The sequence below is a fragment of the Allobosea sp. GW821-FHT10B12 genome (assembly GCF_059415545.1).
This window is the reverse complement of record NZ_JBWKNL010000001.1, coordinates 515,254-536,600: the sequence shown is the minus strand read 5'-3', so window position 1 is coordinate 536,600 and position 21,347 is coordinate 515,254. Positions and strand designations below refer to the sequence as shown.

Below are 21,347 nucleotides of genomic sequence, written 5' to 3'. Positions count from 1 at the left end.
TCTTGTCTTTGCCTAGAATACCGTGCCGTCGCTGACGATGGTCAAGGGCGGGCCGCCGCCCCCGCGCTTCTCGCGGGCGATGCGGCGGCCAGCAGCCCAGGTGCCACCCTCCAGCACCTTGGCGAGCGGCAACTGCTCCGCCGTCATTCCGAGCTCGGCCCGGACCAGTTCGCCGATCCTGTCGAGCAGCGCAACCGTCAGCGCCCGCCACTCCACGACGAGCTGCGAGCCGACCTCGTGGCCACGCAGGGCATCATCGGGGTCTTTCAGCTCGAGCACGCCGAGATCGAGCAGGAGCCCGCCATTGCGATATTCCGGCAGGCCGGTGAGGTCGTCGATGCCGACCACCTGGATGCCGGCCCATTGCAACGGCTCGATCAGCGAATAGCTCAGCCATTGCGAGAGCTTGTGGAAGGGCACGATGCCCGCCGTCACCTCGCCCGCTGCGATCAGCGGGTGCTTCCAGCTGTCGCCGAGGGCGATCCCGGCATAGCTCAGGCGCGATGGCCAGATGCCACCCAGCACCTCCAGCACCTGCGAGAGGATATAGCCGGCGCGGATCGAACGACCCTCGGCCGCCTCGACCAAACGGTCGAACAGGTCGCCCGGCCGGGTCAGCCCATGCTTCTCCAGCTCCTCGCCGAGGCGGTTGAGCAGCGCGGCGCGGCCTTCGACAGCAATGAGCGGATTGGTATCGGAGACCTGGAAGCCTGCCGCCAATGCCTCAGCGTCGAGATGTTCGAGCGCAGCGACATCGACCCGCAGCGGCTCGGCCGGATTGCTGGAAAAAGCTCCGGCGGCGAACATGTCGAGCGAGGCCAGTGCCAACCCTTCCGAGCGACCGATGCTCTGGCCGGTGACCGTGTCGCGGTAGCGCCAGTCGGCGCCGGCGCCGGCATCGAGCAGGACGCTGACGACGGCGAGATCATAGGCGGCGCGGCCCCTCGCCCGGGCATCGGCGAACTGGGCACCAGCGTCCAGCACCTTCCAGCGATCCATGCCGGCGATGACGAAATGGCGCCAGCGGGCATGGAAGGGAATGTCGAGCGCCGGATAATTCTGGCGGATCGTCTCCAGCACATAGGCCGCACAGGCCGGCAGCCGCTCGGGATGGACGCTGAAATGGGCGAGCCGGCCCTCGAGGCCGAGCCGCAGCATCTCATGCGCACGCTCGCGGACGGCTGCCGGCTTGAGCAGCAGGCGGACGGCTTCGGGATTGGAGTCAGGCATAAGCGCGTCAGAACTTCTCGAGGTCGCGGCCGACGGTGGCCTTCAGCGCGTTGTCGCCGGGCGTGCCGTCCGGCGAGTAATAGCCTGCCGCCTTCTTGGCCTCGATCTCTACCGACGCATCCGGCGGGACCAGTTCGGGTGGGATCGCGACGCGCTCGCCGATCTCGATGCCGCTTTCGACCATTGCATCGTATTTCATGTTCGACATCGACATCAGCCGGTCGATCTTCTTCACCCCCAGCCAGTGCAGCACATCCGGCATCAATTGCTGGAAGCGGGCGTCCTGCACGCCGGCGACGCATTCGGTGCGCTCGAAATAGGTCGCGGCGGAATCGCCGCCCTCCTGGCGCTTGCGGGCGTTGTAGACGAGGAATTTGGTGACCTCGCCGAGCGCCCTGCCCTCCTTGCGGTTGTAGACGATCAGGCCGACGCCGCCATTCTGCGCCTCCTTCACGGCCTCCTCGATGCCATGCACGAGATAGGGCCGGCAGGTGCAGATGTCGGAGCCGAACACGTCCGAGCCGTTGCACTCGTCATGGACGCGGCAGGCGAGCGTCTTCCTGGGATCGCAAATCGCCGAGACCTCGCCGATGACGTAGGCGGTGATCGAGCCGATCGGCGGCAGGAAGACCTTGAGGTCGGGCCGCGTCACCAGCTCCGGATACATGCCGCCAGTCTGCTCGAACAAAGTGCGGCGCAGCTCGTTCTCGGTCGTGCCGAAGCGGTCAGCGATCCCCGGCAGGTGCCAGACCGGGTCGACCGCGATCTTGGTGACGCTGATGTCGCCCGAGCCGTGCAGGATGGCGCCATCGGCCGCCAACCGATGACCGGCCATGGCGGCGAGGATCTCGGGCAGGTTGAGGCGCGCCTTGGTGACCGCGATGGTCGGGCGAATGTCGATGCCCTCGCCGATCCACTTGCCGAAATCCTGCGCGACGCGATGGCCGAACGGATCGAGCGAGACGATCCGGCCCGGATCGAACCATTGCGGCTGCGGCAGGATGTCGGAAGTCGGGTGGGTGTTGGTCAGGTCCGGGCGCTGCGCCGGGTTCATCGCCCGGGCCGAAATGGCGAGGGCGCGATAGACCGAATAGGAGCCGCCATGGGCGCCGATGACATTGCGGTCGGCCGGGTTCGTCGTCGAGGCGATGACCGGCCCTCGCTCCTCAGGCGTCGCTGCGCCCCATTGGATCGGGAAGCGGGCGGCGGCGCTGCCGGGCTCGGGATGCGAGGTCAGGCGGATATGGCTGGTGCGGTTCTGCGAAGTCATCGCGATGATCGCTCGATCTCGAACGGGAAAGGGCCCCGGGACGGGTCACGTCCGGGGCCCTCTGGACCAATGAGAGTCTGGATCAGCGCGGGATTTTCGTCAATTGCCGGTTGAAAGCGTCACCACCGCCATGGCCGGGCCTTGTCCCGACCATCCACGTGCTCGCCAGTCACGGGCGATGTTCGCATGGACGCCCGCCACGGGGCGGGCATGACGGCGGCCCCTTTGGCTAGAAGACCGCGAGATAGCGCAGCAGCGAGAGAATACCGATGAGAATGACGATGATCTGGATGATGTTCTTGATGTTGCCGTCCACCGGCAGCATCCGCACCAGATAAAGCACGAGAGCGATCACCAAGATGGTGATCAACAGCGAAATCAGAAGGCTCATAGCTCAAATCCTCTTATCGCGGCCGAAAGCCGGCCCCCCGAGGCGCTAGCTGCGACGCATTCGCAGAGAGCGATCTCGGGCAAGAGAACGTGGAGCGATGGGGAAAGGTTCCGGAAGGGTAGCTGGCTAGAGGGGTGAGCGGTGCCTGCTACGGCGAAAGGCGCGGGATCCCCTCTCCTGGAAGGAGAGGGGTAGGGGTGAGGTGTTCGGAGCGGGAACGCTAGCCTGAACCCGACCGCACGATGAGCGCTCGCGGCATTGGTCCAGGGGCCTACACCTCACCCTGCCCTCTCCTTACAGGAGAGGGTTCCCCGCGGATGTCAGCCCGCGATTCGCGAGAAATCCGCCACGGCGCGGGTCGCCTCGCGCAGCTGGTTCAGCAGCTTGAGGCGGTTGGCGCGCAAGGCCGGATCGGGATCGTTGACCGTCACCTTGTCGAAGAAGGCGTCGACCGCCGGCCTGAGCTCGGCGAGCGCCGCCATGGCGCCCTCATAGTCCTCGGCAGCGATGGCAGCTTCCGCCTTCGGCGTCGCCTGGGCGAGCGCGACCGCGAGCGCCTTCTCCTCGATCAAACCGGCATCGGCGATGAGCTGGAGATCGGCCTTGCCGGCGAAAGCGCCCTCGCCGTCCTTCTTCTCCTCGGCTTTCAGGATATTGGCAGCGCGGCGATAGCCGGCGAGCAGGTTCCTGCCGTCCTCGGTGTCGAGGAAGCGGCCGAGCGCGGCGACGCGGCGGGTGATGAGCAGGAGATCGTCATTGGCCGACGCGCCCTCGCCCAGCACCGCATCGACCAGATCATGCCGCGCGCCCTGGTCGCGCAGCATCACCTTCAGGCGGTCGTGGAAGAAGGAGAGAAGTTCGGCCACAATAGAGTCTGTAGCCGCAAAAAGAGCCTCATTTGTCGCGCTGCGATCGGCATCAACGAGTCGATATGAAAGCTCTTTCGCTTCCTGCGGCGTCAGCACCGCGGCCAACGGCGAAAGAGCCTCGGCACCGGCACGACGGAACTCCTCCCCCTTGAGCAGGATTAACAGCGCCAGCGAGTGCAATCGGAGAATGCGCCCTAGCCGGCATTTCACCCCATTCTCGACCACCAGCCGGATCACGCCCAGCGCCGCGCGGCGCAGCGCATAGGGATCCTTGCTCCCCGTCGGCTTCTCGTCGATCGCCCAGAAGCCGACCAGCGTGTCGAGCTTGTCGGCGAGCGCTACCGCCACCGAGACCGGATCGGTCGGGACGCGGTCAGAGGGGCCGAGCGGCTTGTAGTGCTCTTCGATCGCGGCGGCGACCGAGGCGTTCTCGCCCTGCAGCTCCGCGTATTTGCGGCCCATCAGCCCCTGCAGTTCGGGGAATTCGCCGACCATCTCGGTCGGCAGGTCGGCCTTGGCGAGCCTGGCGCCGCGCTCGGCCAGCGCCGGATCGGCGCCGACGATCGGCGCCAGCTCCTTCGCCAGCGCGGCGATGCGCTGGACGCGCTCGCCTTGCGTGCCGAGCTTGGCGTGGAAGACGACCCCGAGCCTGTCGAGCTTGGCCATGCGCTGGTCGAGCGGCTTGGCGAGGTCGAGCCCGAGCTTCTCGGCACTTTCCTCAAACGTATCGAGGTCGGGCAGCGGGCCGCGATCGGTCTGCCAGAAATAGGCGGCGTCGGAGAGGCGGGCACGCACCACGCGGCCATTACCGGCGGTGATCGCCAGGCCACCATCGCTCGCCATCAGGTTCGAGACCGGGATGAAGCGGTTGGCGAGTTCGCCCGTCGCGGGATCGCGCAGCACGAAGCATTTCTGGTTGGCGCGGATGGTGGCGCGGATCGCCTCGCCGGGGATGTCGAGGAAGCGCTCCTCGAAATCGCCCATCAACACGACCGGCCATTCGACCAGGCCGGCGACCTCCTCCAGCAAACCCTCGTCCTCGACCAGTTCCAGCCCCGCGGCGAAGGCGAGATTCTTGGCGTCGGCTGCGATGATCTCCTTGCGGCGGTCGGCGTCGAGCACGACCTTGGCCCGCTCCAGGCTCGGGACGTAATCGTCGAAGCGCTTGACCGTGATCGGGCCGGGCGCATGGAAGCGATGGCCATAGGTGACGTTGCCCGACTTGATGCCGTCGACCTCGAAGGGCACGACCTCCGGGTCCTCGGTCTCGGCGCCGAAGGTGCAGAGGATCGAGTGCAGCGGACGGACCCAGCGCAGCGAGCCGCTCTCGGCCGAAGCCTTGCCCCAGCGCATCGATTTCGGCCAGGGGAAGGCGCGAATGACCGCCGGCACGATCTCGGCGATCGCTGCGACCGTCTCCTGGCCGGGCTTCTCGATCACGGCGACGTAGGAGTCGCCCTTCTTGGGATCGCTGACGATCGTCGCCTGGTCGAGCGAGGTGAGACCCGCCGCCTTGAGGAAGCCCTGCACGGCGGCATCGGGCGCGCCGACGCGCGGGCCCTTGCGCTCCTCGCGGACATCGCGGCCGCGCACCGGCAGGCCGGCGATGGTCAGCGCCAGCCGGCGCGGCGTCGCGAAGGCCTTGGCGCCCTCATAGGTCAGGCCGCGCTCGACCAGCGCATCGGTGACGAGCTTCTTCAGATCCTCCGCCGCCTTGCGCTGCATGCGGGCGGGGATTTCCTCGGAGAAGAGTTCGAGCAGGAGATCGGGCATCAGTTCGCTCCCCCGCCGGCGGTCTTCAGCCAGGCGGCGCCGCAGGCCTTGGCGAGCTCACGCACCCGCAGGATGTAGCTCTGGCGCTCGGTGACCGAGATCACGCCGCGCGCATCGAGCAGGTTGAAGACATGGCTCGCCTTGATGCACTGGTCATAGGCCGGCAAGGCAAGCTTGTGGCTGGGATCGTTGCTGGCGGCATCGGCCTCGCCGGCGGCGAGCAGCGCCTTGCACTCGGCCTCGGCATCGCTGAAGTGCCGGAACAAGGTCTCGGTATTGGCGTGCTCGAAGTTATGCCGCGAGAACTCCTGCTCGGCCTGCAGGAAGACGTCGCCATAGGAGATGCGGTCCTCGCCTTCGAGGCCGTTGAAGTTGAGGTCGTAGACGTTCTCGACGCCCTGGACATACATGGCGAGGCGCTCGAGCCCGTAGGTGAGCTCGCCTGCCACGGGTGCGCATTCGACGCCGGCGACCTGCTGGAAATAAGTGAATTGGCTGACCTCCATGCCGTCGCACCAGCATTCCCAGCCGAGGCCCCAGGCGCCGAGCGTCGGGCTCTCCCAATCGTCCTCGACGAAGCGGACATCGTGCAAAGCGAGATCGACGCCGATCGCCTTGAGCGAGTCGAGATAGAGCTGCTGCAGATCTGCCGGCGACGGCTTCAGGATGACCTGGAACTGGTAGTAGTGCTGCAGCCGATTGGGGTTCTCGCCATAGCGGCCGTCCTTGGGCCGACGCGAGGGCTGGACATAGGCCGCCTTCCAGGGCTTCGGGCCCAGAGCGCGCAGCGTCGTCGCCGGGTGGAAGGTGCCGGCGCCGACCTCCATGTCGTAGGGCTGGAGGATGACGCAGCCGCGCTCGGCCCAGAAGCGCTGCAAGGTCAGCAGCAGTCCCTGAAAGGAGCGGGTCGGGTTCAGCGGGTCGGAGGACGCGGCCAAGGGCATCAGCCTTTTAAAAACTGTCGAAAAACGTGCGGCGTGATTAGGGGCTGGCGGCGCTCATGGTCAAGCGCTTGGCCATGAATGAGGCATGAACCCTTCGGCAAGGATCGCGTTCATAGAGAGGCGGCTATTGTCGCCCCATCGAACGGTCCGCGGCGCTCGGGGCGAGCGCTTGAGCCGGGCCGACGCGACAAGCAGGAGTTCAAAATGCTGTCGAACCGTATCGCCGCCGCCCTGTTGGGTGCCGGCGCCCTTCTTTTCACCGGCCTCGCCGTCGCCCCGGCCAATGCCGCGCCGATCGCGGCAGGCAGCGTCCCGGCCACCACCGGCCAGATCGAGCAGGCCCAATATTACGGCCGGCCCTATTACGGCCCGCGCCGCTATTACGGTCGCCCGGTCTACCGTCCGCGCTGCTACTTCGTCGACCGGCGTGTCTGGAACGGCTGGCGCTGGGTGATCCGTCCGGTTCGCGTCTGCCGCTGACCGCAATAGCCCCTCGAAGGGCCTGGCGGCACGCTCCGTCAGGCCCCGAGGCTAACCGGCGGCCATAATGACGCCCGATCGCCACGGCACAGGCCAGCGCGGTTCATGAAGAAGGATACGACATGCTTCGCAAGCTTTTCCTCGGCCTCTCGGCCGCCGCGGCCCTCGGCGTCGCCTCGCTCGGCATGAGCGCCATCACGGCGGCTCCGGCCGAGGCCCAGGCCTTGAGCGGCGGCTATGGCTATCCCGGCGGCGGCAGCCGGCATCCGTCGGCACCGCGCTACAGCAATCCCGGCTGGGGCAACGGCGGATATTATGGCCGCCCGCGACCGGGCTATGGCCGCCCGCATTACGGACAACGCTGCCGCATCGTCGACCAGCGCGTCTGGAACGGCCGGCGCTGGGTGGTCCGTTCGACACGCGTCTGCCGCTGACGGCCACCTGAGCTCATGAAGAGAGGCTGAACGGTGCGGCCACGCCCCGTTCAGCCCCGCGACCAGAAGCTGGCCGCCACGATGACACCCGATTGCCCCGGCATTGGCCGGGGGCATCAGCGAAGGAGGTAATCATGCTTCGCAAACTCGTTCTTGGACTTTCGGCGGCCGCTGCGCTCGGCGTGGCAGGCCTCGGCATGGGTGCGGTCACCGCAACCCCGGCCGATGCACAGGCGCTGAGCGGCGGCTATGGCTATCCCGGCAGCGGCAGCCGCCACCCCTACGCGCCGCGCTACGGCAATCCCGGCTGGGGCGGCGGCTACTATGGCCGACCCGGCTGGGGTGGCCGCGGCTATTACGGCCGCCCCTATTACGGCTATGGCGGCGGCTACTACGGCCCGCGCTGCTATGTCCGTCCCGTGCGCTATTGGGATGGCTGGGGCTGGGTGGTGCGCGAGCGCCGCATCTGCCGCTGAGGCGCCTGGCCTAGGCGAGCAAGGCCTCGCCGCGGTGGAGCGCCTCGCTGAAGGCGGTGAAGCGCCCGTCCGCACTGTTGAGAATCAGAGCCGGCAGCACAGCTGCCGGCTTTTTGCTGCCGAGGCGGCCCGAGACGATCACCCGGATCGCCGCCCGGTCCGCCTGACTGTGAACCGGGCGAATCTCGACTGCGCCGAACCCGGTCTCCAATCCTGAGAGAATTGCGCCCAGCGCCTCGGCACGATGGATGATGCTGATGCCGCCGCCCGGCTTCAGCACGTGACGGGCAGCCTTCAGCCAATCGCCGAGAGACTGTCCGGCGACATGGGCCACGCGCCGATTGGCGACCGGCGAGGCGCGCACCTCGCCCGCTTCGAAGAAGGGCGGGTTCATCGCGACCCAGGCCATGGAGGCCGGCGCCAGGCCGCACTCGGCCAGCCCCCCGCTTTTCTCGCCGATGGTCCCGGCCGCGGCACGCACCCGCCCGGCCAGATCGTTGAGCCCGGCATTGCGGGCCGCGAGCGCCGCGAGCTCCGGGTCGCGCTCGACCAGAACCACGTCGAGCACAGGCTGCCGCAAGGCGACGGCGAGCCCGACCGTGCCGACGCCGGCGCCGAAATCGGCGAGAGGCCCCTCGCCGAGCTCGGGAATCGCCGCCGCGAGCAGAACGGCATCGGAGCCGGCGCGGTGGCCCTTCACCGGTTGGAGCAGGCGCAGGCGCCCGCCGAGCAGCCGGTCCTCGCCGATCTCGCCAAGGCCTGCTGCTTCAGCGCTCATGGCGCAGTTCATCGCCGTAGCCAGCCTCGATCAACAAAGCGCGAGCGCGCCTGCTGTCCTGCTCGCGCACCAGGAGGCGGCGCGGAAAGGCACCGATCATGCCTTCGAGCGCGCTGATGTGCTGGTCGGCGATCAGGCAGTCGAGATTGGCTGACGTCAGCAGCGCCTCGATGGCGCCAAGCAAGACGAGGTCATTGGAGCGTACCAGTTCGTGCATGCCATCATGGAGCCTGCGGAGCCAACCCGACGCAACAGGAAAGATCGCATCGCCCGGTCCAGTATGGCGGCGCAGCGTCAATCTGTTGCGCCGCGAAAGGATTGCCGGGGCTGGCGCCGCATGCGAGCTTTGTGGCAAGGGCATAGCATGCGCGTTTGCGCGATAAACGGCCGGAGTTTGCGCGTGGGCGTCGTCGTAGCTTTCGAAGACAAGGACACCGGCCAGGCTGGCATCGAGGCACTGGTCGGATTGACGCGCGCCGACATGGAACGCGTCAACGCGATGATCCTGTCGCGCACCGGTTCCGAGGTCACGATGATCCCGGAGGTCGCGAACCACCTGATCTCGTCGGGCGGCAAGCGGCTGCGGCCGATGTTGACGCTGGCGACGGCGGCGCTCTGCGGCTATCGCGGCGAGGGCCATGTCAAGCTCGCGGCCAGCGTCGAGTTCATGCACACGGCGACGCTTCTGCATGACGATGTCGTCGACGAGAGCGACATGCGCCGCGGCAAGGCCGCCGCCCGCATGCTCTGGGGCAACGAGGCGAGCGTGCTGGTCGGCGATTTCCTGCTCGGCCAGGCCTTCAAGATGATGGTCGAGGTCGGCTCGCTGCGCGCGCTCGACATCCTCTCGACCGCCGCGGCCGTCATCGCCGAGGGCGAGGTGATGCAGCTCGCCGCCGCCAAGAACACTGAGACGACCGAGGACGAGTACCTCGCCGTGATCCGCGGCAAGACGGCTGAGCTCTTCGCCGCCGCCTGCGAGGTCGGGCCGGTGATCGCCAGCTCGTCGAAGGGCGAGGCGGCCGCATGCCGCAGCTATGGGCTCAATCTCGGAATCGCCTTCCAGCTCGTCGATGATGCGCTCGACTATGGCGGCTCCTCGGGCCAGCTCGGCAAGAATGTCGGCGACGACTTCCGCGAGGGCAAGATCACGCTGCCAGTGGTGCTCTCCTTCCGCCGTGGCAACGAGGAAGAGCGTGCCTTCTGGCGCCGCACCCTGCAGGAAGGCGAGGTCCGCGACGGCGATCTCGATCAGGCACAGGCGCTGATGCGCAGCCATGGTGCGCTCGCCGACACGATCGAGCGCGCCCGCCATTACGCCAAGATGGCGAAGGATGCGCTCGGCCTCTACCCGTCATCGCCGATGAAGCAGGCGCTCAACGACGCCGTCGACTTCTGCGTGGCGCGGGCGCACTGAGCGCCCGTCAGCGCTGCTCGGCCGCGATCCTCAAGCCCAGCGCCAGCAGGAGCCCGCCCGTCACCGCCTCGATGACGCGCCTCACCTGCGAGCGCCGCAGCACGTCGCCGGCCTTGGCGACCACGAGCGCATAGGCGGAAAGCCAGAGCAGCGTCATCGCGGCGAAGACCAGCCCGAGCAGGAAGAGCGTGCTGAAGCTGCCGCTGCCAGCCGCGAATTGCGGCAAGAGGCTTGCGAAGAACACCGCGATCTTGGGATTGCCGAGATTGCTGATCAGCCCTTGCCGATAGGCGGTCGCAGGCGCGAGCCGGCGCAGCGGCGGCAACTCGGCGGTCGCGGACACTGCCTGTCCCTGACGGCGGAAAGCCTCCCGCAGCGCCATGATGCCGAGATAGATCAGATAGACCGCGCCGGCATACTGGATCGCGCGGAAGACCGGCTCGCTCGCCACCAGCAGCGCGACCAGGCCGAGACTGGTCGCCAGCGCCCAGATCGAGAGGCCGGTCGCGACGCCGAGCGCGGTCAGCACGCCGCCGGCACGGCCGCCGAACAAGGTGTTGCGGATGGTCAGAGCCGTGTCCGGCCCCGGCGTGCAGATCACCAGTGCCGCGACACCGACATAGGCGAGGAAAGAGGCCAGCGTCATGATGCGCCCTCCGGCGTTAAGTCATGACGTCTATCTCAGCACAGTCGGCTTCGCCCACCAATCCGGCTGGCTATGCGCCAGACGCTCGGCGGGCTCGCCTATCTCGACCTGCGCCGCCGCGGCTCGCCGATGCAATCTGCTCCGCTTGAAGCAAAAAGCTCATTGACGATTACGACAGACGCCTTTGCGTGAATATCGCCTCGGGTTGCGACGGCGAAGTGCTCGCCGAGCGTACTCCCGTTGTCTCCGAGTGTGCTAACGGCCGCAGGCCTGCCTGGCAGATTCCCGATGAAGGTCAAGGACCAGACACCGTCCTTCTGCCGTGCCCGCATCGCATAGCCACGATTTGTACGCATGTGCGTGAGGCCGAAAAAGACGATCGCGCCATCCTTGGCCGGCATCAGACCTACGACGTTGTCGTGAGAAAGAGTGCTCTCCTGCCCTGCGAGCGAGCGAAAGCGCAACTCGCCGCCCCATTCCCCGCGATCGATACCGATCAGGCGTCCTCCGGGCACATCCAGCTCTTTCGCGGCTAGGGTCACCGGAGTTGCAAACTCATTTTCTCTCCAACGCCAGCGACCGCTAGGACAGGCGCGCAACTGTTCGGCTTCGGCCTTCTGCTCCGCATTGACAACCACGTCCGTCGCCGGCTGCTTGGCTTGTGCGAACGCCGGCCCCACCGCGAACATCGAGGCAATCAACGGCAAGGCGACGGCATAGAGCATTGCGAGTTCCCAAAAGCGGACTCAACCTATCATCGTAGGCTTCACCCACCAATCCCGCCGCTGTTTCGCCAGACGCTTCCCCGCCGCGGCACTGGCGCGGCAATCGTCGAACAGAGCGAAGCAGGTCGCACCCGAGCCGGACATGCGCGCCAGCCGGCAACCGGGTAGCGCCGACAGCACCGACAAGACCTCGCCGATCGCCGGGGCGACGGACCGGGCGGGCGCTTCGAGATCGTTGCCGGAGGCCGCCAAGGCGGCGATCAGGGACGCCGAGGTGACCGGCGATGGATCTCCGGCCCTGAATGCCTCGACGCCGCCGGCATGCCCCTGCCCCGGCTGGAGCCCCAGCGCCCGGAACACCGGGGCTGTCTCGACCGCGATGCCGGGATTGACCAGCAGCGCGAACAGCCGCGGCAGGCGCAAGGGCTGGCCGAGCCGCTCGCCGATGCCGCGCATCACCCGGGCGCGCGCCTCCAGGCAGACCGGGACATCGGCGCCGATCCTGCCCGCCGCGGCGAGCAATGCCGGGTGCGACAACGGCAGATCGTTGAGCCGCGCCAGCAACCGTAAGGCGGCAGCCGCATCGGCCGAGCCGCCGCCAATGCCCGAGGCGACCGGCAGGCGCTTGACGAGGTGGAAGCAGCCGGAGCGCAGGCCAGCGATCTCCTCGCGAAGCATGCGCTCGGCCTTGAGGACGAGATTGTCCGCTCCGGTCGACAGACCAGCGCCGAACGGGCCGGATATCTGCACTCCGGACGGCTCGCCTGGCGACAGGCTCAGCGCATCACCGACACCGGCGAAGGCGACGAGGCTGTCGAGCTCATGATAGCCGTCGGCCCGGCGGCCGATCACACGCAGGGAGAGATTGACCTTGGCCGGGGCGCGGGTCGCCAGCGGGAGTGACATGGAACCCTGTTGTCATTCCGGGGCTTCGCGGAGCGAAGAGCCCGGAACCCAGAACCGATACCCGTTCAGGATAGGGCTGCTGGCTTCGGATTCTTCGTGTTCCGCCGGATCGGTTCTGGGTTCCGGGCTCAGGCCTTCGGCCTGCCCCGGAATGACGGTGATGGTTCCACGCGAACCCTCAGCCGCCATCCTTCTTCGGCTCGGCCGCATTGGCCGAGGGCGCCGGGTCCTCGAGACCCTTCTCGATCTTGCGCTGGATGCGGGTGAGGTCCTCCGGCTCCGGCCCGAGATCGCGGGCATAGTTCCACTGATAGCGCGCCTCGAGATAGCGCCCGGTCTTCCAGTAGACGTCGCCGAGATGGTCGTTGATCACCGGATCGGACGGACGCAGCTCCATCGCTTTCTCCAACTCGGTCGCCGCTTCGTCATAGCGGCCCAGCCGGTAATGCGCCCAGCCGAGCGAATCGATGATGTAGCCGTCGCGCGGCCGAAGCTCGACGGCGCGGCGCAGCATGCCGAGCGCTTCCTCGAGCTTGAGATGCTGGTCGACCAGCGAATAGCCGAGATAGTTGAGCACGAGGGCGCGCTCGCGGCCGAGCGCCTCCGGCATCAGCTCCAGCGCCTTGCGCAGATCGGCCTCGGCCTGCGGCCACTTCTTGATGCGCTCATAGGCGATGCCGCGCGAATAGAAGAGGTCCCAGTTGGAGCGGCCCGGCGTGCCGAGCTTGGCGACCGCCTTGTCATAGGTCGTCGCCGCCTCCTCGAAGCGCTTGCGCGAGCGATAGATGTTGCCGAGCGCCGAGATCGCGTCGATGTCGTCGGGGCGCGCGACGATGATCCCCTCGAGATGCTTGACGGCCTCCTCGGTCTTGCCGAGCTGTTCGAGGCCGAGCCCGATCTGGATGTCGGCGACCGGACGCAGCGGCGAGTTCTCAGGCATGCGCCGGTAGACCTGGACGGCGTCCTCGGTCTGCTTGGCGCGCTCGAGGATGTCGGCCAGCGTCAGCACGGCGAGATCGTGGCCGGGATCGAGATAGACCGCAAAGCGCAGATAGAGCAGCGCGGTCGCCTCGTCGCCTTGCAGGATCCCGGCACTGGCGAGGCCGTAGAGCACCTCGGCCGCGCCCTGCTGGGTGTTGCCGACGATGCGCTGCAGCGGCTCCTTGCTGCCGATTTTGGCGATGGCGTCGCGCACCACCGGATGGTTCGGGCGCACACGCTGCTCGAAATCGTTGAGCGTCGCCAGGGCCGCCTCACTGTCGCCGGCGCGCGCCTGCTGGCGGGCCCAGAGATCGACGAGGCGCAGATTGGTCTTCTCGGCGTCATAGGCCGCCTTGAGCCGGCGGTTCGCGTCGTTGCGGCGGCCGGCGATGTCGAGGATCAGCCCGGCGTGGAAATCGCGGAAGCGGTCGAAGGTCGATTCGCCCTTGAGACGTTCCAGGGTGTCGAGCGCGCGATTGGTCTCGCCGGAACCGGAATAGGCCCAGGCGGCGAGCAGGGTCGCGGTGATGTCGGCCGAACGGCCACGCCCGCCGCGCTGCAACTGGCTGCGGGCCGCGGCATAGTTCTTCTGCTTCAGCGCACGCACGCCGAGCGCGAGCTGGGCAAGGCCGTTGGTGGCATCGCGCTGGATCAGCCTCTCGGCGGCCCGGAAGGTCTCGTTCATCGCGCCGTCGGCGAGGAAGGCGACGAAGCCGCGCTCGAGCAACTCGCTGTTCTGCGGATCGTTCTTGATCGCCTCGCGCAGATAGATCGAGGCCGCACCGAGGTCGCGGGCGGAACCGGCGACCACAGCCGCCAGATAATTGCCTTCGAGACTCTCGGCCGGCTCGAACTTGTCGACCGGGCGCGCCTGCGCGAGCGCCGGCATGCCAACATGCATGCCGGCAACAAACGCCAGCACGAGAGCGGCGCTACGGCCGTCGATTTGAAACGTCACGTTCGACTTTCTCCCTCGGTCCGCCCCCGGCGCCGGGGACTGGTCCGTGGACGGGACCGTGACCTGAACGATTAGGCCGCCAACATGGCCGTTTCCGGGCCTGCCGACAAGTGCAGCATCGCCTCTACGCCGGCGGCGTCACGCTGACGTGAAAAGCGTAATCGACCGCTTGAAGCGGCAGTTGAAACATTAGCTTTCCGCAAAGCAAATCGGCATAGAATTCCGCTGTCGCGGATATTCGCGACGATTCGTTTAGGACACTTCAAATGAAGAAGGTCTCGCTCGCGCTCGCTGCGGTCCTGACGCTCGCCGGCATTGCCGGTGGCTGCGCCACCAAGGAGCCGGAGAAGCCCGCTCCTGTCGTCCGCAAGGGCTGATTCGCCGTCTCTTCCGGCTTGAAAGACCAAGGCCGCGCCGGGTGCATCCAGCGCGGCCTTAATCTTGGATAATCGGCTCGAAGACTATCACATGTTCGAGTAGTTCGGCCCGCCCGCCCCTTCCGGCACCGTCCAGGTGATGTTCTGGGCCGGGTCCTTGATGTCGCAGGTCTTGCAGTGCACGCAGTTCTGCGCGTTGATCACGAAGCGCGGCAGGCTCTGCTTCTCAGGATCGGCATAGACGACCTCGTAGACCCCTGCCGGGCAGTAGAGCCGCGCCGGCTCGCCATAGATCGGCAGGTTCTGCAGCACCGGCACATTGGGGTCGGTCAGCTTCAGATGCGCCGGCTGGTCCTCCTCGTGATTGGTCGCCGAGAGGAAGACCGAGGAGAGCTTGTCGAAGGAAATCTTGCCGTCGGGCTTGGGGTAGACGATCGGCGTGACCATGCCGATCGGCTTCAGCGTGGCATGGTCGGGCTTGCCATGCTTCAGCGTGCCGAAGGGCGACCAGCCGAAGAGCTGGTTCAGCCACATGTCGATGCCGCCGAGCATGACGCCGCCGATCGTGCCGAGCTTCGACCAGAGCGGCTTGACGTTGCGCACCAGCTTGAGGTCGCGGCCGATCTCGGAGGCGCGCCAGCTCTCCTCGATGCCGTCGACCATGTCATGGGAGCGGCCCGCCGCCAGCGCCGGGACGAGATGCTCGGCCGCCAGCATGCCCGACAGGATGGCGTTGTGACTGCCCTTGATGCGCGGCACGTTGACGAAGCCGGCGGCGCAGCCGATCAGCGCCCCACCCGGGAAGGTCAGCTTCGGCACCGACTGCCAACCGCCCTCGGTGATGGCGCGCGAGCCATAGGAGAGGCGCTTGGCGCCCTCGAAGACGTCGCGGATCATCGGGTGGGTCTTGAAGCGCTGGAACTCGTCGAAGGGCGAGAGCGTCGGGTTCGTGTAGTTGAGGTGGACGACGAAGCCGACCGAAACCAGATTGTCGTCGAAATGGTAGAGGAAGGAGCCACCGCCGGTCGACATGTCGAGCGGCCAGCCGAAGGAGTGCTGCACCAGCCCCTTCCTGAACTTCTCCGGCTTGACCTGCCAGATCTCCTTGAGGCCGATGCCGTATTTCTGCGGCTCGCGACCCTCGTCGAGGGCAAAGCGCCTGATCGCGATCTTGGAGAGCGAGCCGCGCGCGCCCTCGCCGAGCAGGGTATAGCGGCCGCGCAGCTCCATGCCGCGAGTAAAGCGGTCGGAGACGGTGCCGTCCTTGGCGATGCCCATGTCGCCGGTGGCGATACCGGCGACCGAGCCGTCCTCGTTGTAGAGCAGCTCGGCAGCGGCGAAGCCAGGATAGATCTCGACGCCGAGCGCCTCGGCCCGCGCCGCGAGATACTTTGCCACCAGACCCAGCGAGCCGACGAAGTTGCCGTGATTGTTCATCAGCTTCGGCATGGCGAAGTTGGGCAGGCGCGCTCCGCCGGCCGGGCCGAGGACATAGAAGACGTCCTCGCTGACCTGCGTGTGCAGCGGACGGGCATCGTCCTCGCGCCAGTCGGGCAGGAGCTTGTCGAGGCCGATCGGATCGATGACCGCACCGGAGAGGATGTGCGCGCCGACCTCGGAGCCCTTCTCGACGACGACGACCGAAATGGCCTCGTCGAGCTGCTTCAGCCGGATCGCGGCAGCGAGCCCGGCGGGACCGGCGCCGACGATGACGACGTCATAGTCCATGCTCTCGCGCGGCGTGCTCTGCGCTTCCTTCAGATCCATGCTGCCCTCCACCCCGCGCCGGCTATGTCTCGTTAGATAGTTTATATATGAACTATCTTGATCAACCCGCCAAGCGCTGCCGCAAGGCTGATTGGAATTCCTCTATCCGGGGCTCCCGTTCATTTTGCAACAGCGAAGGGCTCGCTTCGTTCCGAGCGCCGCTCTATTCTCCCGCCATGTCGCTCGACGCCGTCTCCGCAGCCGAACTGATCGCCTGGTACGCCGAAATGGGCGTAACAGAAGCGCTCGACGAGACACCGCACGACCATTTCGCTGCTGCAGCAGAGCCGGCGCGACAGCCTGTCGCACGCCCCCTCACGGCGCCTCAGCAGGCGGCGCGGCGTCCTGTCGCTGTGGCTGCGGCAACCCCGCCCGACGAAGCGGCGCTGTCCGCCCGGGCGCTGGCACGCGAGGCGGCGACGCTGGATGAGCTCAAGACGGCACTCGCGAGCTTCGAGGGTTGCCCGCTCAAGACGACCGCCAAGAACCTGGTCTTCTCCGACGGCAATCCGGCGGGAAAGGTGATGTTCGTCGGCGAGGCGCCGGGCGCCGACGAGGACCGGATCGGCCTGCCCTTCGTCGGCCGCTCGGGACAACTGCTCGACCGGATGCTGGCCGCGATCGGCCTCAACCGGCAGGAGCATGTCTACATCGCCAATCTCCTGCCCTGGCGCCCGCCCGGCAACCGCACGCCGACGCCGCAGGAGGTCGCGATCTGCCTGCCCTTCATCCAGCGCCAGATCGAGCTCGCCGACCCCGACATCCTGGTCTGCATCGGCGGCCCCTCGGCCCAGGGGCTGCTCGGGGTCTCCGGCATCCTGGCCTCGCGGGGGCGCTGGATGGAATATGACACGGGCAGGCGCATGATCCGGGCGATCGCGACGCTGCACCCGGCCTATCTCTTGCGCCAGCCGCTGCAGAAGCGCCTGGCCTGGCGCGACCTGCGCGCGCTCAAGGCTGCTCTCGACGCGCTTTGACGCAGCGGCGCGATGCCACTGCGTCACCACCGACGGCTGCCCTGCCAGGTTGGCTTGATTATTCCGAGTGCAAAGTAGACCCTGCAACCAGCAGGGTCATTCGGCCATGACATTCGTGGCCGGCACGCCGGAGCGATGCGATGGAAATCGACGCCTTTCTGCTGTCACGCATCCAGTTCGCCTTCACGGTTTCCTTCCACATCGTCTTCCCGGCCTTCACGATCGGCCTCTCGGCCTATATCGCGACACTGCTCGGCCTGTGGCTGAAGACCGGCGACCAGAAGTTCCATCTGCTCGCCCGGTTCTGGACCAAGATCTTCGCGGTGTCCTTCGCCATGGGCGTGGTCTCGGGCATCGTCCTCTCCTACCAGTTCGGCACCAACTGGAGCCGATTCTCGGTCGCGGTCGGCAACGTCATCGGCCCGCTGATCGGCTACGAGGTGCTGACCGCCTTCTTCCTCGAAGCCTCCTTCCTCGGCGTGATGCTGTTCGGCTGGAAACGGGTGCCACCCTGGCTGCATTTCCTCTCGGCCGTGATCGTCGCCGGCGGCACCGCCCTTTCCGGCTTCTGGATCCTCTCCGCCAATAGCTGGATGCAGTATCCGGCCGGGCACGAGGTCCGCGACGGCATCGCCTATCCGGTCGACTGGCTGAAGATCGTCTTCAACCCGACCTTCCCCTTGCGCTTCGCGCATATGATGACGGCGGCCTATCTCACCACCGCCTTCGTCGTGCTGGCGACCGGCGCGCGGCACCTGCTCGCCGGGCACCGCACCGAATCGGCCAGGACGATGGTGCGCATGGCGATCCTGATGATCGCACTGACCGCGCCGCTCCAGGCCGTGATCGGCGACTTCCACGGCAAGCAGACCGCGATCTACCAGCCGGCCAAGCTCGCCGCGATCGAGGCGCACTGGGATTCGTCCAAGCCCGGCGCGCTCGTGCTCTTCGCCTGGCCGGACGAGAAGGCCGAGCTCAACCGCTTCGAGATCGCGATCCCCGGCATCGCCAGCCTGCTCACCCATGGCAGCATGGATGCGCTCTTCCCGAGCCTCAGGGATTTCAAGGTCGAGGACCGGCCGCCGGTGCTCATCCCGTTCTTCGCCTTCCGCATCATGGTCGGTATCGGCACGCTGATGATCATCTTCGGCTGGGTCGGCGCCTGGCTCTGGAAGCGCGGCACCGTGTTCGAAGCGCGCGGCTGGCTCTGGCTCGCGCAGTACAGCTGGCCGGCCGGCTTCATCGCCATCCTCTCCGGCTGGTTCGTCACCGAGGTCGGCCGCCAGCCCTGGCTCGCCACCGGCGTGCTGCGCTCGAAGGATGCGGTCTCGCCGGTGACGACGCTGGAGGTCGCGATCTCGCTGGCGCTGTTCGTCTTCGTCTACTGCGTCGTCTTCGCCGCCGGCATCGCGCTGATCAACCGCCTGATCGACAAGGGGCCGGACGAGATCAGCCATGAGGACCCGCCCGAGCAGCCCTCGAAGCGGCCGCTCAAGGCGGCGCAGGCGCCGGCCTCCGCCATCTTCGGCGACGGCCATCCCGGCGACGACAAGATCCAGCCGGCGAGCTGAGGAGAACCTAAGATGGAATGGTATCTCCCCGTGATCTGGGCCGGGCTGATCGGCACCGCCGTGATGCTCTATGTCGTGCTCGACGGTTTCGACCTCGGCATCGCCATCCTGTTCCCGACGACCAGGGACGAAAGCGAGCGCGACCAGATGATGAACTCGGTCGCGCCGTTCTGGGACGGCAACGAGACCTGGCTGGTGCTCGGCGGCGGCGGCCTCTGGGTCGCCTTCCCCTATGCCTATGCCATCATCATGCCGGCCTTCTACATCCCGGTGATCCTGATGCTGCTGGCGCTGATCTTCCGCGGCGTCGCCTTCGAATTCCGCTGGGTGGCAAAGCCCCATCACAGGATCTGGGACTTTGCCTTCTGGGCTGGCTCGACGGTAGCCGCCTTCGCGCAGGGGCTGATCCTCGGCGGCCTGCTCCAAGGCGTGAAGGTCGTCGACAAGCAGTTCGCCGGCGGGCCCTTCGACTGGCTGACCCCGTTCACACTGATGTGCGGCGTCGGCGTCGTCATCGGCTACGCCACGCTCGGCGCCACCTGGCTGGTCTACAAGACCGAAGGACCGGTGGCCGAGCGGGCCCGCCGGCAGGCCAAGACGCTGCTCCTCGGCCTGCTCGCCTTCGCGGTGCTGGTCTCGCTATGGACGCCCTATGCGCATCCGCGCATCGCCGAGCGCTGGTTCACCCCCGCGAACCTGATGCTGCTCTGGCCCTTCCCGGTGCTGACCGCCTTCTGCGGCTACATGGCCTGGAAGCGGCTGCATGGGGCGCACGAGTTCACGCCCTTCGCCTTCACCATCGCGATCTTCCTGCTCTGCTTCCTTGGCCTCGCGATCTCGAACTATCCCTATCTCGTGCCGCCGGGGCTGACGATCTGGGACACGGCAGCGGCGCCGTCCTCGCATGTCTTCGTGCTGATCGGCGTGACCTTCCTCTTGCCGATGATCCTGTTCTACACGGCCTTCGTGTACTGGACCTTCCGCGGCAAGGTGAAAGCCGATGCTGGCTACCATTGAGGCACCTTGTCCCCGCCGCATAGGATGAGGCGGAGGAAGCCGAAGCGGGAGGAAGCTATGAGCAGGATCGGGATGTTGCGTCGCGCGGCGGCGGGAATTTTGATGCTGGGCGCGATCCCAGCCTTTGCGGCGCCACAGAAGCCGGTGCTCGACGCGGCTGAGGCCGAGAAACCCGCCTATCTCGACACGCTCAAGGCCCTGGTCTCAATCGAATCCGGATCACGCGATGCCGAAGGGCTCGCGACGATCGCTGCCCTCATCGCCGAACGCCTGAAGGCGCAGGGCGGCGAGGTCGAGGTCGTGGAATCGGCGGACGCGTCGAAATCTCCCGGCAAGACCGTGCTCGCCCGCTTCAAGGGCACTGGCAGCAAGAAGGTGCTGCTCCTGGCGCATATGGACACGGTCTACACCAAGGGCATGCTCGCCCAGCAGCCTTTCCGGATCGACGGCGACAAGGCCTATGGCCTCGGCATCGCAGACGACAAGCACGGCGTCGCCCTGATCCTCCACACCGTTGCGCTGCTCAACAAGATCGCGGCCAGGGATTACGGCACGCTCACCGTGCTCATCAATGGCGACGAGGAGATCGGCTCGCCCGGCTCCAAGGCGCTGATCACCAGGATCGCCGCCGACCAGGACGCGGTATTCTCCTGCGAGGGCTCTCCGATCGGTCAGGACGCGCTGCGCCTAGCCACCAGCGGCATCGCCTCGGTCCAGCTCAAGGTCACCGGCCGGGCCTCGCATGCCGGCAGCTCCCCGGAGCTGGGCCGCAACGCGCTCTATGAGCTCTCCCATCAGATCCTGCAGATGCGCGACCTGTCCAAGCCCGAGATGGGCCTCAAGCTGAACTGGACGATCGCCTCCGCCGGCTCGGTCAGCAACGCAATCCCGGCCGATGCGAAGGCGCAGGCGGATGTCAGGGCGCTGCGCATGGCCGATTTCGACCTGATCGAGTCGGCCGTGAAGGAGCGCATCCAGAACAAGCTCATCCCCGACACCGTCGTCGAGGCGACGCTGACGCGTGGCCGCCCGCCGCTGGCGCCGACGGAATCCGCCAAGGTGCTCGGCGCCCATGCCAAGCGGGTTTTCAGCGAGCTCGACCGGCCCTTGGCCGTGATCGAGACGGCGACCGGAGGTGGGACCGACGCCGCCTATGCCGCGCTCGAGACCAAGGCACCGGTGATCGAGGGCTTCGGCCTCAGGGGATTCGGCGCCCATTCGAACCAGAACGAATACGTCGCGCTCGATTCGATCACGCCCCGGCTCTATTTGCTGGCCCGCATGATCACCGACGTATCGCGCGGCCAGGGCAAATAGCGCATCCCTCTCGCAGCGAGCGATGCTTGGCTGCTCGGTCACT

General features: G+C 67.0%; 20 protein-coding genes. 8 read left to right on the top strand and 12 right to left on the bottom strand.

The window, feature by feature from the left end; genetic code table 11:
• Positions 1-12: 12 nt before the first annotated feature.
• From AC07O0_RS02580 to AC07O0_RS02560, 5 genes are all read right to left on the bottom strand, one after another.
• A complete protein-coding gene (locus AC07O0_RS02580; RefSeq protein WP_494619771.1) occupies positions 13-1,230 on the bottom strand; it encodes a DUF1688 family protein in 1,218 nt (405 codons plus the stop codon).
• A 7-nt stretch (positions 1,231-1,237) separates the two neighbouring features.
• Positions 1,238-2,500, bottom strand: coding sequence for a GTP cyclohydrolase II (locus AC07O0_RS02575; RefSeq protein ID WP_494619769.1), 1,263 nt, complete (start codon positions 2,498-2,500; stop codon positions 1,238-1,240).
• Positions 2,501-2,729: 229 nt separating this feature from the next.
• Positions 2,730-2,891 (bottom strand): Thivi_2564 family membrane protein, encoded by a 162-nt coding sequence (locus AC07O0_RS02570; RefSeq protein ID WP_171019561.1) that lies wholly within the window; start codon positions 2,889-2,891, stop codon positions 2,730-2,732.
• A 320-nt stretch (positions 2,892-3,211) separates the two neighbouring features.
• Entirely contained in the window at positions 3,212-5,533 is a 2,322-nt protein-coding gene (gene glyS / locus AC07O0_RS02565; protein WP_494619766.1) for a glycine--tRNA ligase subunit beta, read from the bottom strand.
• Positions 5,533-6,471: a glycine--tRNA ligase subunit alpha gene (locus tag AC07O0_RS02560; RefSeq protein ID WP_494619765.1), complete on the bottom strand. Its 939-nt coding sequence runs from the start codon at positions 6,469-6,471 to the stop codon at positions 5,533-5,535. Before AC07O0_RS02560 ends, glyS begins: the two co-directional genes overlap by 1 nt.
• A gap of 210 nt (positions 6,472-6,681) precedes the next feature.
• Here AC07O0_RS02560 and AC07O0_RS02555 point away from each other — a divergent pair, with 210 nt between their 5' ends.
• The 3 genes from AC07O0_RS02555 to AC07O0_RS02545 all read left to right on the top strand — a co-directional run bounded on the left by AC07O0_RS02555 (position 6,682) and on the right by AC07O0_RS02545 (position 7,867).
• On the top strand, positions 6,682-6,957 hold the full coding sequence (locus tag AC07O0_RS02555) for a hypothetical protein (RefSeq protein ID WP_494619763.1): 276 nt from the start codon (positions 6,682-6,684) through the stop codon (positions 6,955-6,957).
• A gap of 122 nt (positions 6,958-7,079) precedes the next feature.
• Positions 7,080-7,391 (top strand): hypothetical protein, encoded by a 312-nt coding sequence (locus AC07O0_RS02550; protein WP_494619761.1) that lies wholly within the window; start codon positions 7,080-7,082, stop codon positions 7,389-7,391.
• Positions 7,392-7,525: 134 nt separating this feature from the next.
• Positions 7,526-7,867, top strand: a complete 342-nt coding sequence (locus AC07O0_RS02545; protein WP_494619759.1) for a hypothetical protein — start codon at positions 7,526-7,528, stop codon at positions 7,865-7,867.
• Between the two features lie 10 nt (positions 7,868-7,877).
• On the opposite strand, the gene AC07O0_RS02540 is transcribed toward AC07O0_RS02545, so the two are convergent.
• Together AC07O0_RS02540 and AC07O0_RS02535 are read right to left on the bottom strand one after the other, a co-directional pair.
• On the bottom strand, positions 7,878-8,645 hold the full coding sequence (locus AC07O0_RS02540; protein WP_494619757.1) for a tRNA1(Val) (adenine(37)-N6)-methyltransferase: 768 nt from the start codon (positions 8,643-8,645) through the stop codon (positions 7,878-7,880).
• Entirely contained in the window at positions 8,635-8,943 is a 309-nt protein-coding gene (locus tag AC07O0_RS02535) for a putative signal transducing protein (RefSeq protein WP_494619755.1), read from the bottom strand. The genes AC07O0_RS02540 and AC07O0_RS02535 overlap by 11 nt, the downstream gene beginning before the upstream one ends.
• A 102-nt stretch (positions 8,944-9,045) precedes the next feature.
• Here AC07O0_RS02535 and AC07O0_RS02530 point away from each other — a divergent pair, with 102 nt between their 5' ends.
• On the top strand, positions 9,046-10,062 hold the full coding sequence (locus AC07O0_RS02530) for a polyprenyl synthetase family protein (RefSeq protein ID WP_494619753.1): 1,017 nt from the start codon (positions 9,046-9,048) through the stop codon (positions 10,060-10,062).
• Positions 10,063-10,069: 7 nt separating this feature from the next.
• On the opposite strand, the gene AC07O0_RS02525 is transcribed toward AC07O0_RS02530, so the two are convergent.
• The 5 genes from AC07O0_RS02525 to AC07O0_RS02505 form a co-directional block, all read right to left on the bottom strand.
• Positions 10,070-10,708: a LysE family translocator gene (locus tag AC07O0_RS02525; RefSeq protein ID WP_494619751.1), complete on the bottom strand. Its 639-nt coding sequence runs from the start codon at positions 10,706-10,708 to the stop codon at positions 10,070-10,072.
• A gap of 98 nt (positions 10,709-10,806) precedes the next feature.
• Positions 10,807-11,433 (bottom strand): hypothetical protein, encoded by a 627-nt coding sequence (locus tag AC07O0_RS02520; RefSeq protein ID WP_494619749.1) that lies wholly within the window; start codon positions 11,431-11,433, stop codon positions 10,807-10,809.
• Positions 11,434-11,454: 21 nt separating this feature from the next.
• Positions 11,455-12,339 (bottom strand): 4-(cytidine 5'-diphospho)-2-C-methyl-D-erythritol kinase, encoded by an 885-nt coding sequence (locus AC07O0_RS02515; RefSeq protein WP_494619747.1) that lies wholly within the window; start codon positions 12,337-12,339, stop codon positions 11,455-11,457.
• A 178-nt stretch (positions 12,340-12,517) separates the two neighbouring features.
• Entirely contained in the window at positions 12,518-14,278 is a 1,761-nt protein-coding gene (locus tag AC07O0_RS02510; RefSeq protein ID WP_494619745.1) for a tetratricopeptide repeat protein, read from the bottom strand.
• Positions 14,279-14,742: 464 nt separating this feature from the next.
• A complete protein-coding gene (locus tag AC07O0_RS02505; RefSeq protein ID WP_494619743.1) occupies positions 14,743-16,422 on the bottom strand; it encodes an electron transfer flavoprotein-ubiquinone oxidoreductase in 1,680 nt (559 codons plus the stop codon).
• 176 nt (positions 16,423-16,598) lie between these two features.
• Between AC07O0_RS02505 and AC07O0_RS02500 the strand changes: the two genes are divergently transcribed.
• The 4 genes from AC07O0_RS02500 (at position 16,599) to AC07O0_RS02485 (ending at position 21,304) form a co-directional block, all read left to right on the top strand.
• A complete protein-coding gene (locus AC07O0_RS02500) occupies positions 16,599-17,399 on the top strand; it encodes a uracil-DNA glycosylase (protein WP_494619741.1) in 801 nt (266 codons plus the stop codon).
• 140 nt (positions 17,400-17,539) lie between these two features.
• Complete coding sequence (locus AC07O0_RS02495) at positions 17,540-18,970, top strand: cytochrome ubiquinol oxidase subunit I (protein WP_494619739.1); 1,431 nt, start codon at positions 17,540-17,542, stop codon at positions 18,968-18,970.
• Between the two features lie 12 nt (positions 18,971-18,982).
• Entirely contained in the window at positions 18,983-19,987 is a 1,005-nt protein-coding gene (gene cydB / locus AC07O0_RS02490) for a cytochrome d ubiquinol oxidase subunit II (RefSeq protein ID WP_494619738.1), read from the top strand.
• Positions 19,988-20,044: 57 nt separating this feature from the next.
• Positions 20,045-21,304, top strand: a complete 1,260-nt coding sequence (locus AC07O0_RS02485; RefSeq protein WP_494619736.1) for a M20/M25/M40 family metallo-hydrolase — start codon at positions 20,045-20,047, stop codon at positions 21,302-21,304.
• Positions 21,305-21,347: the final 43 nt, after the last annotated feature.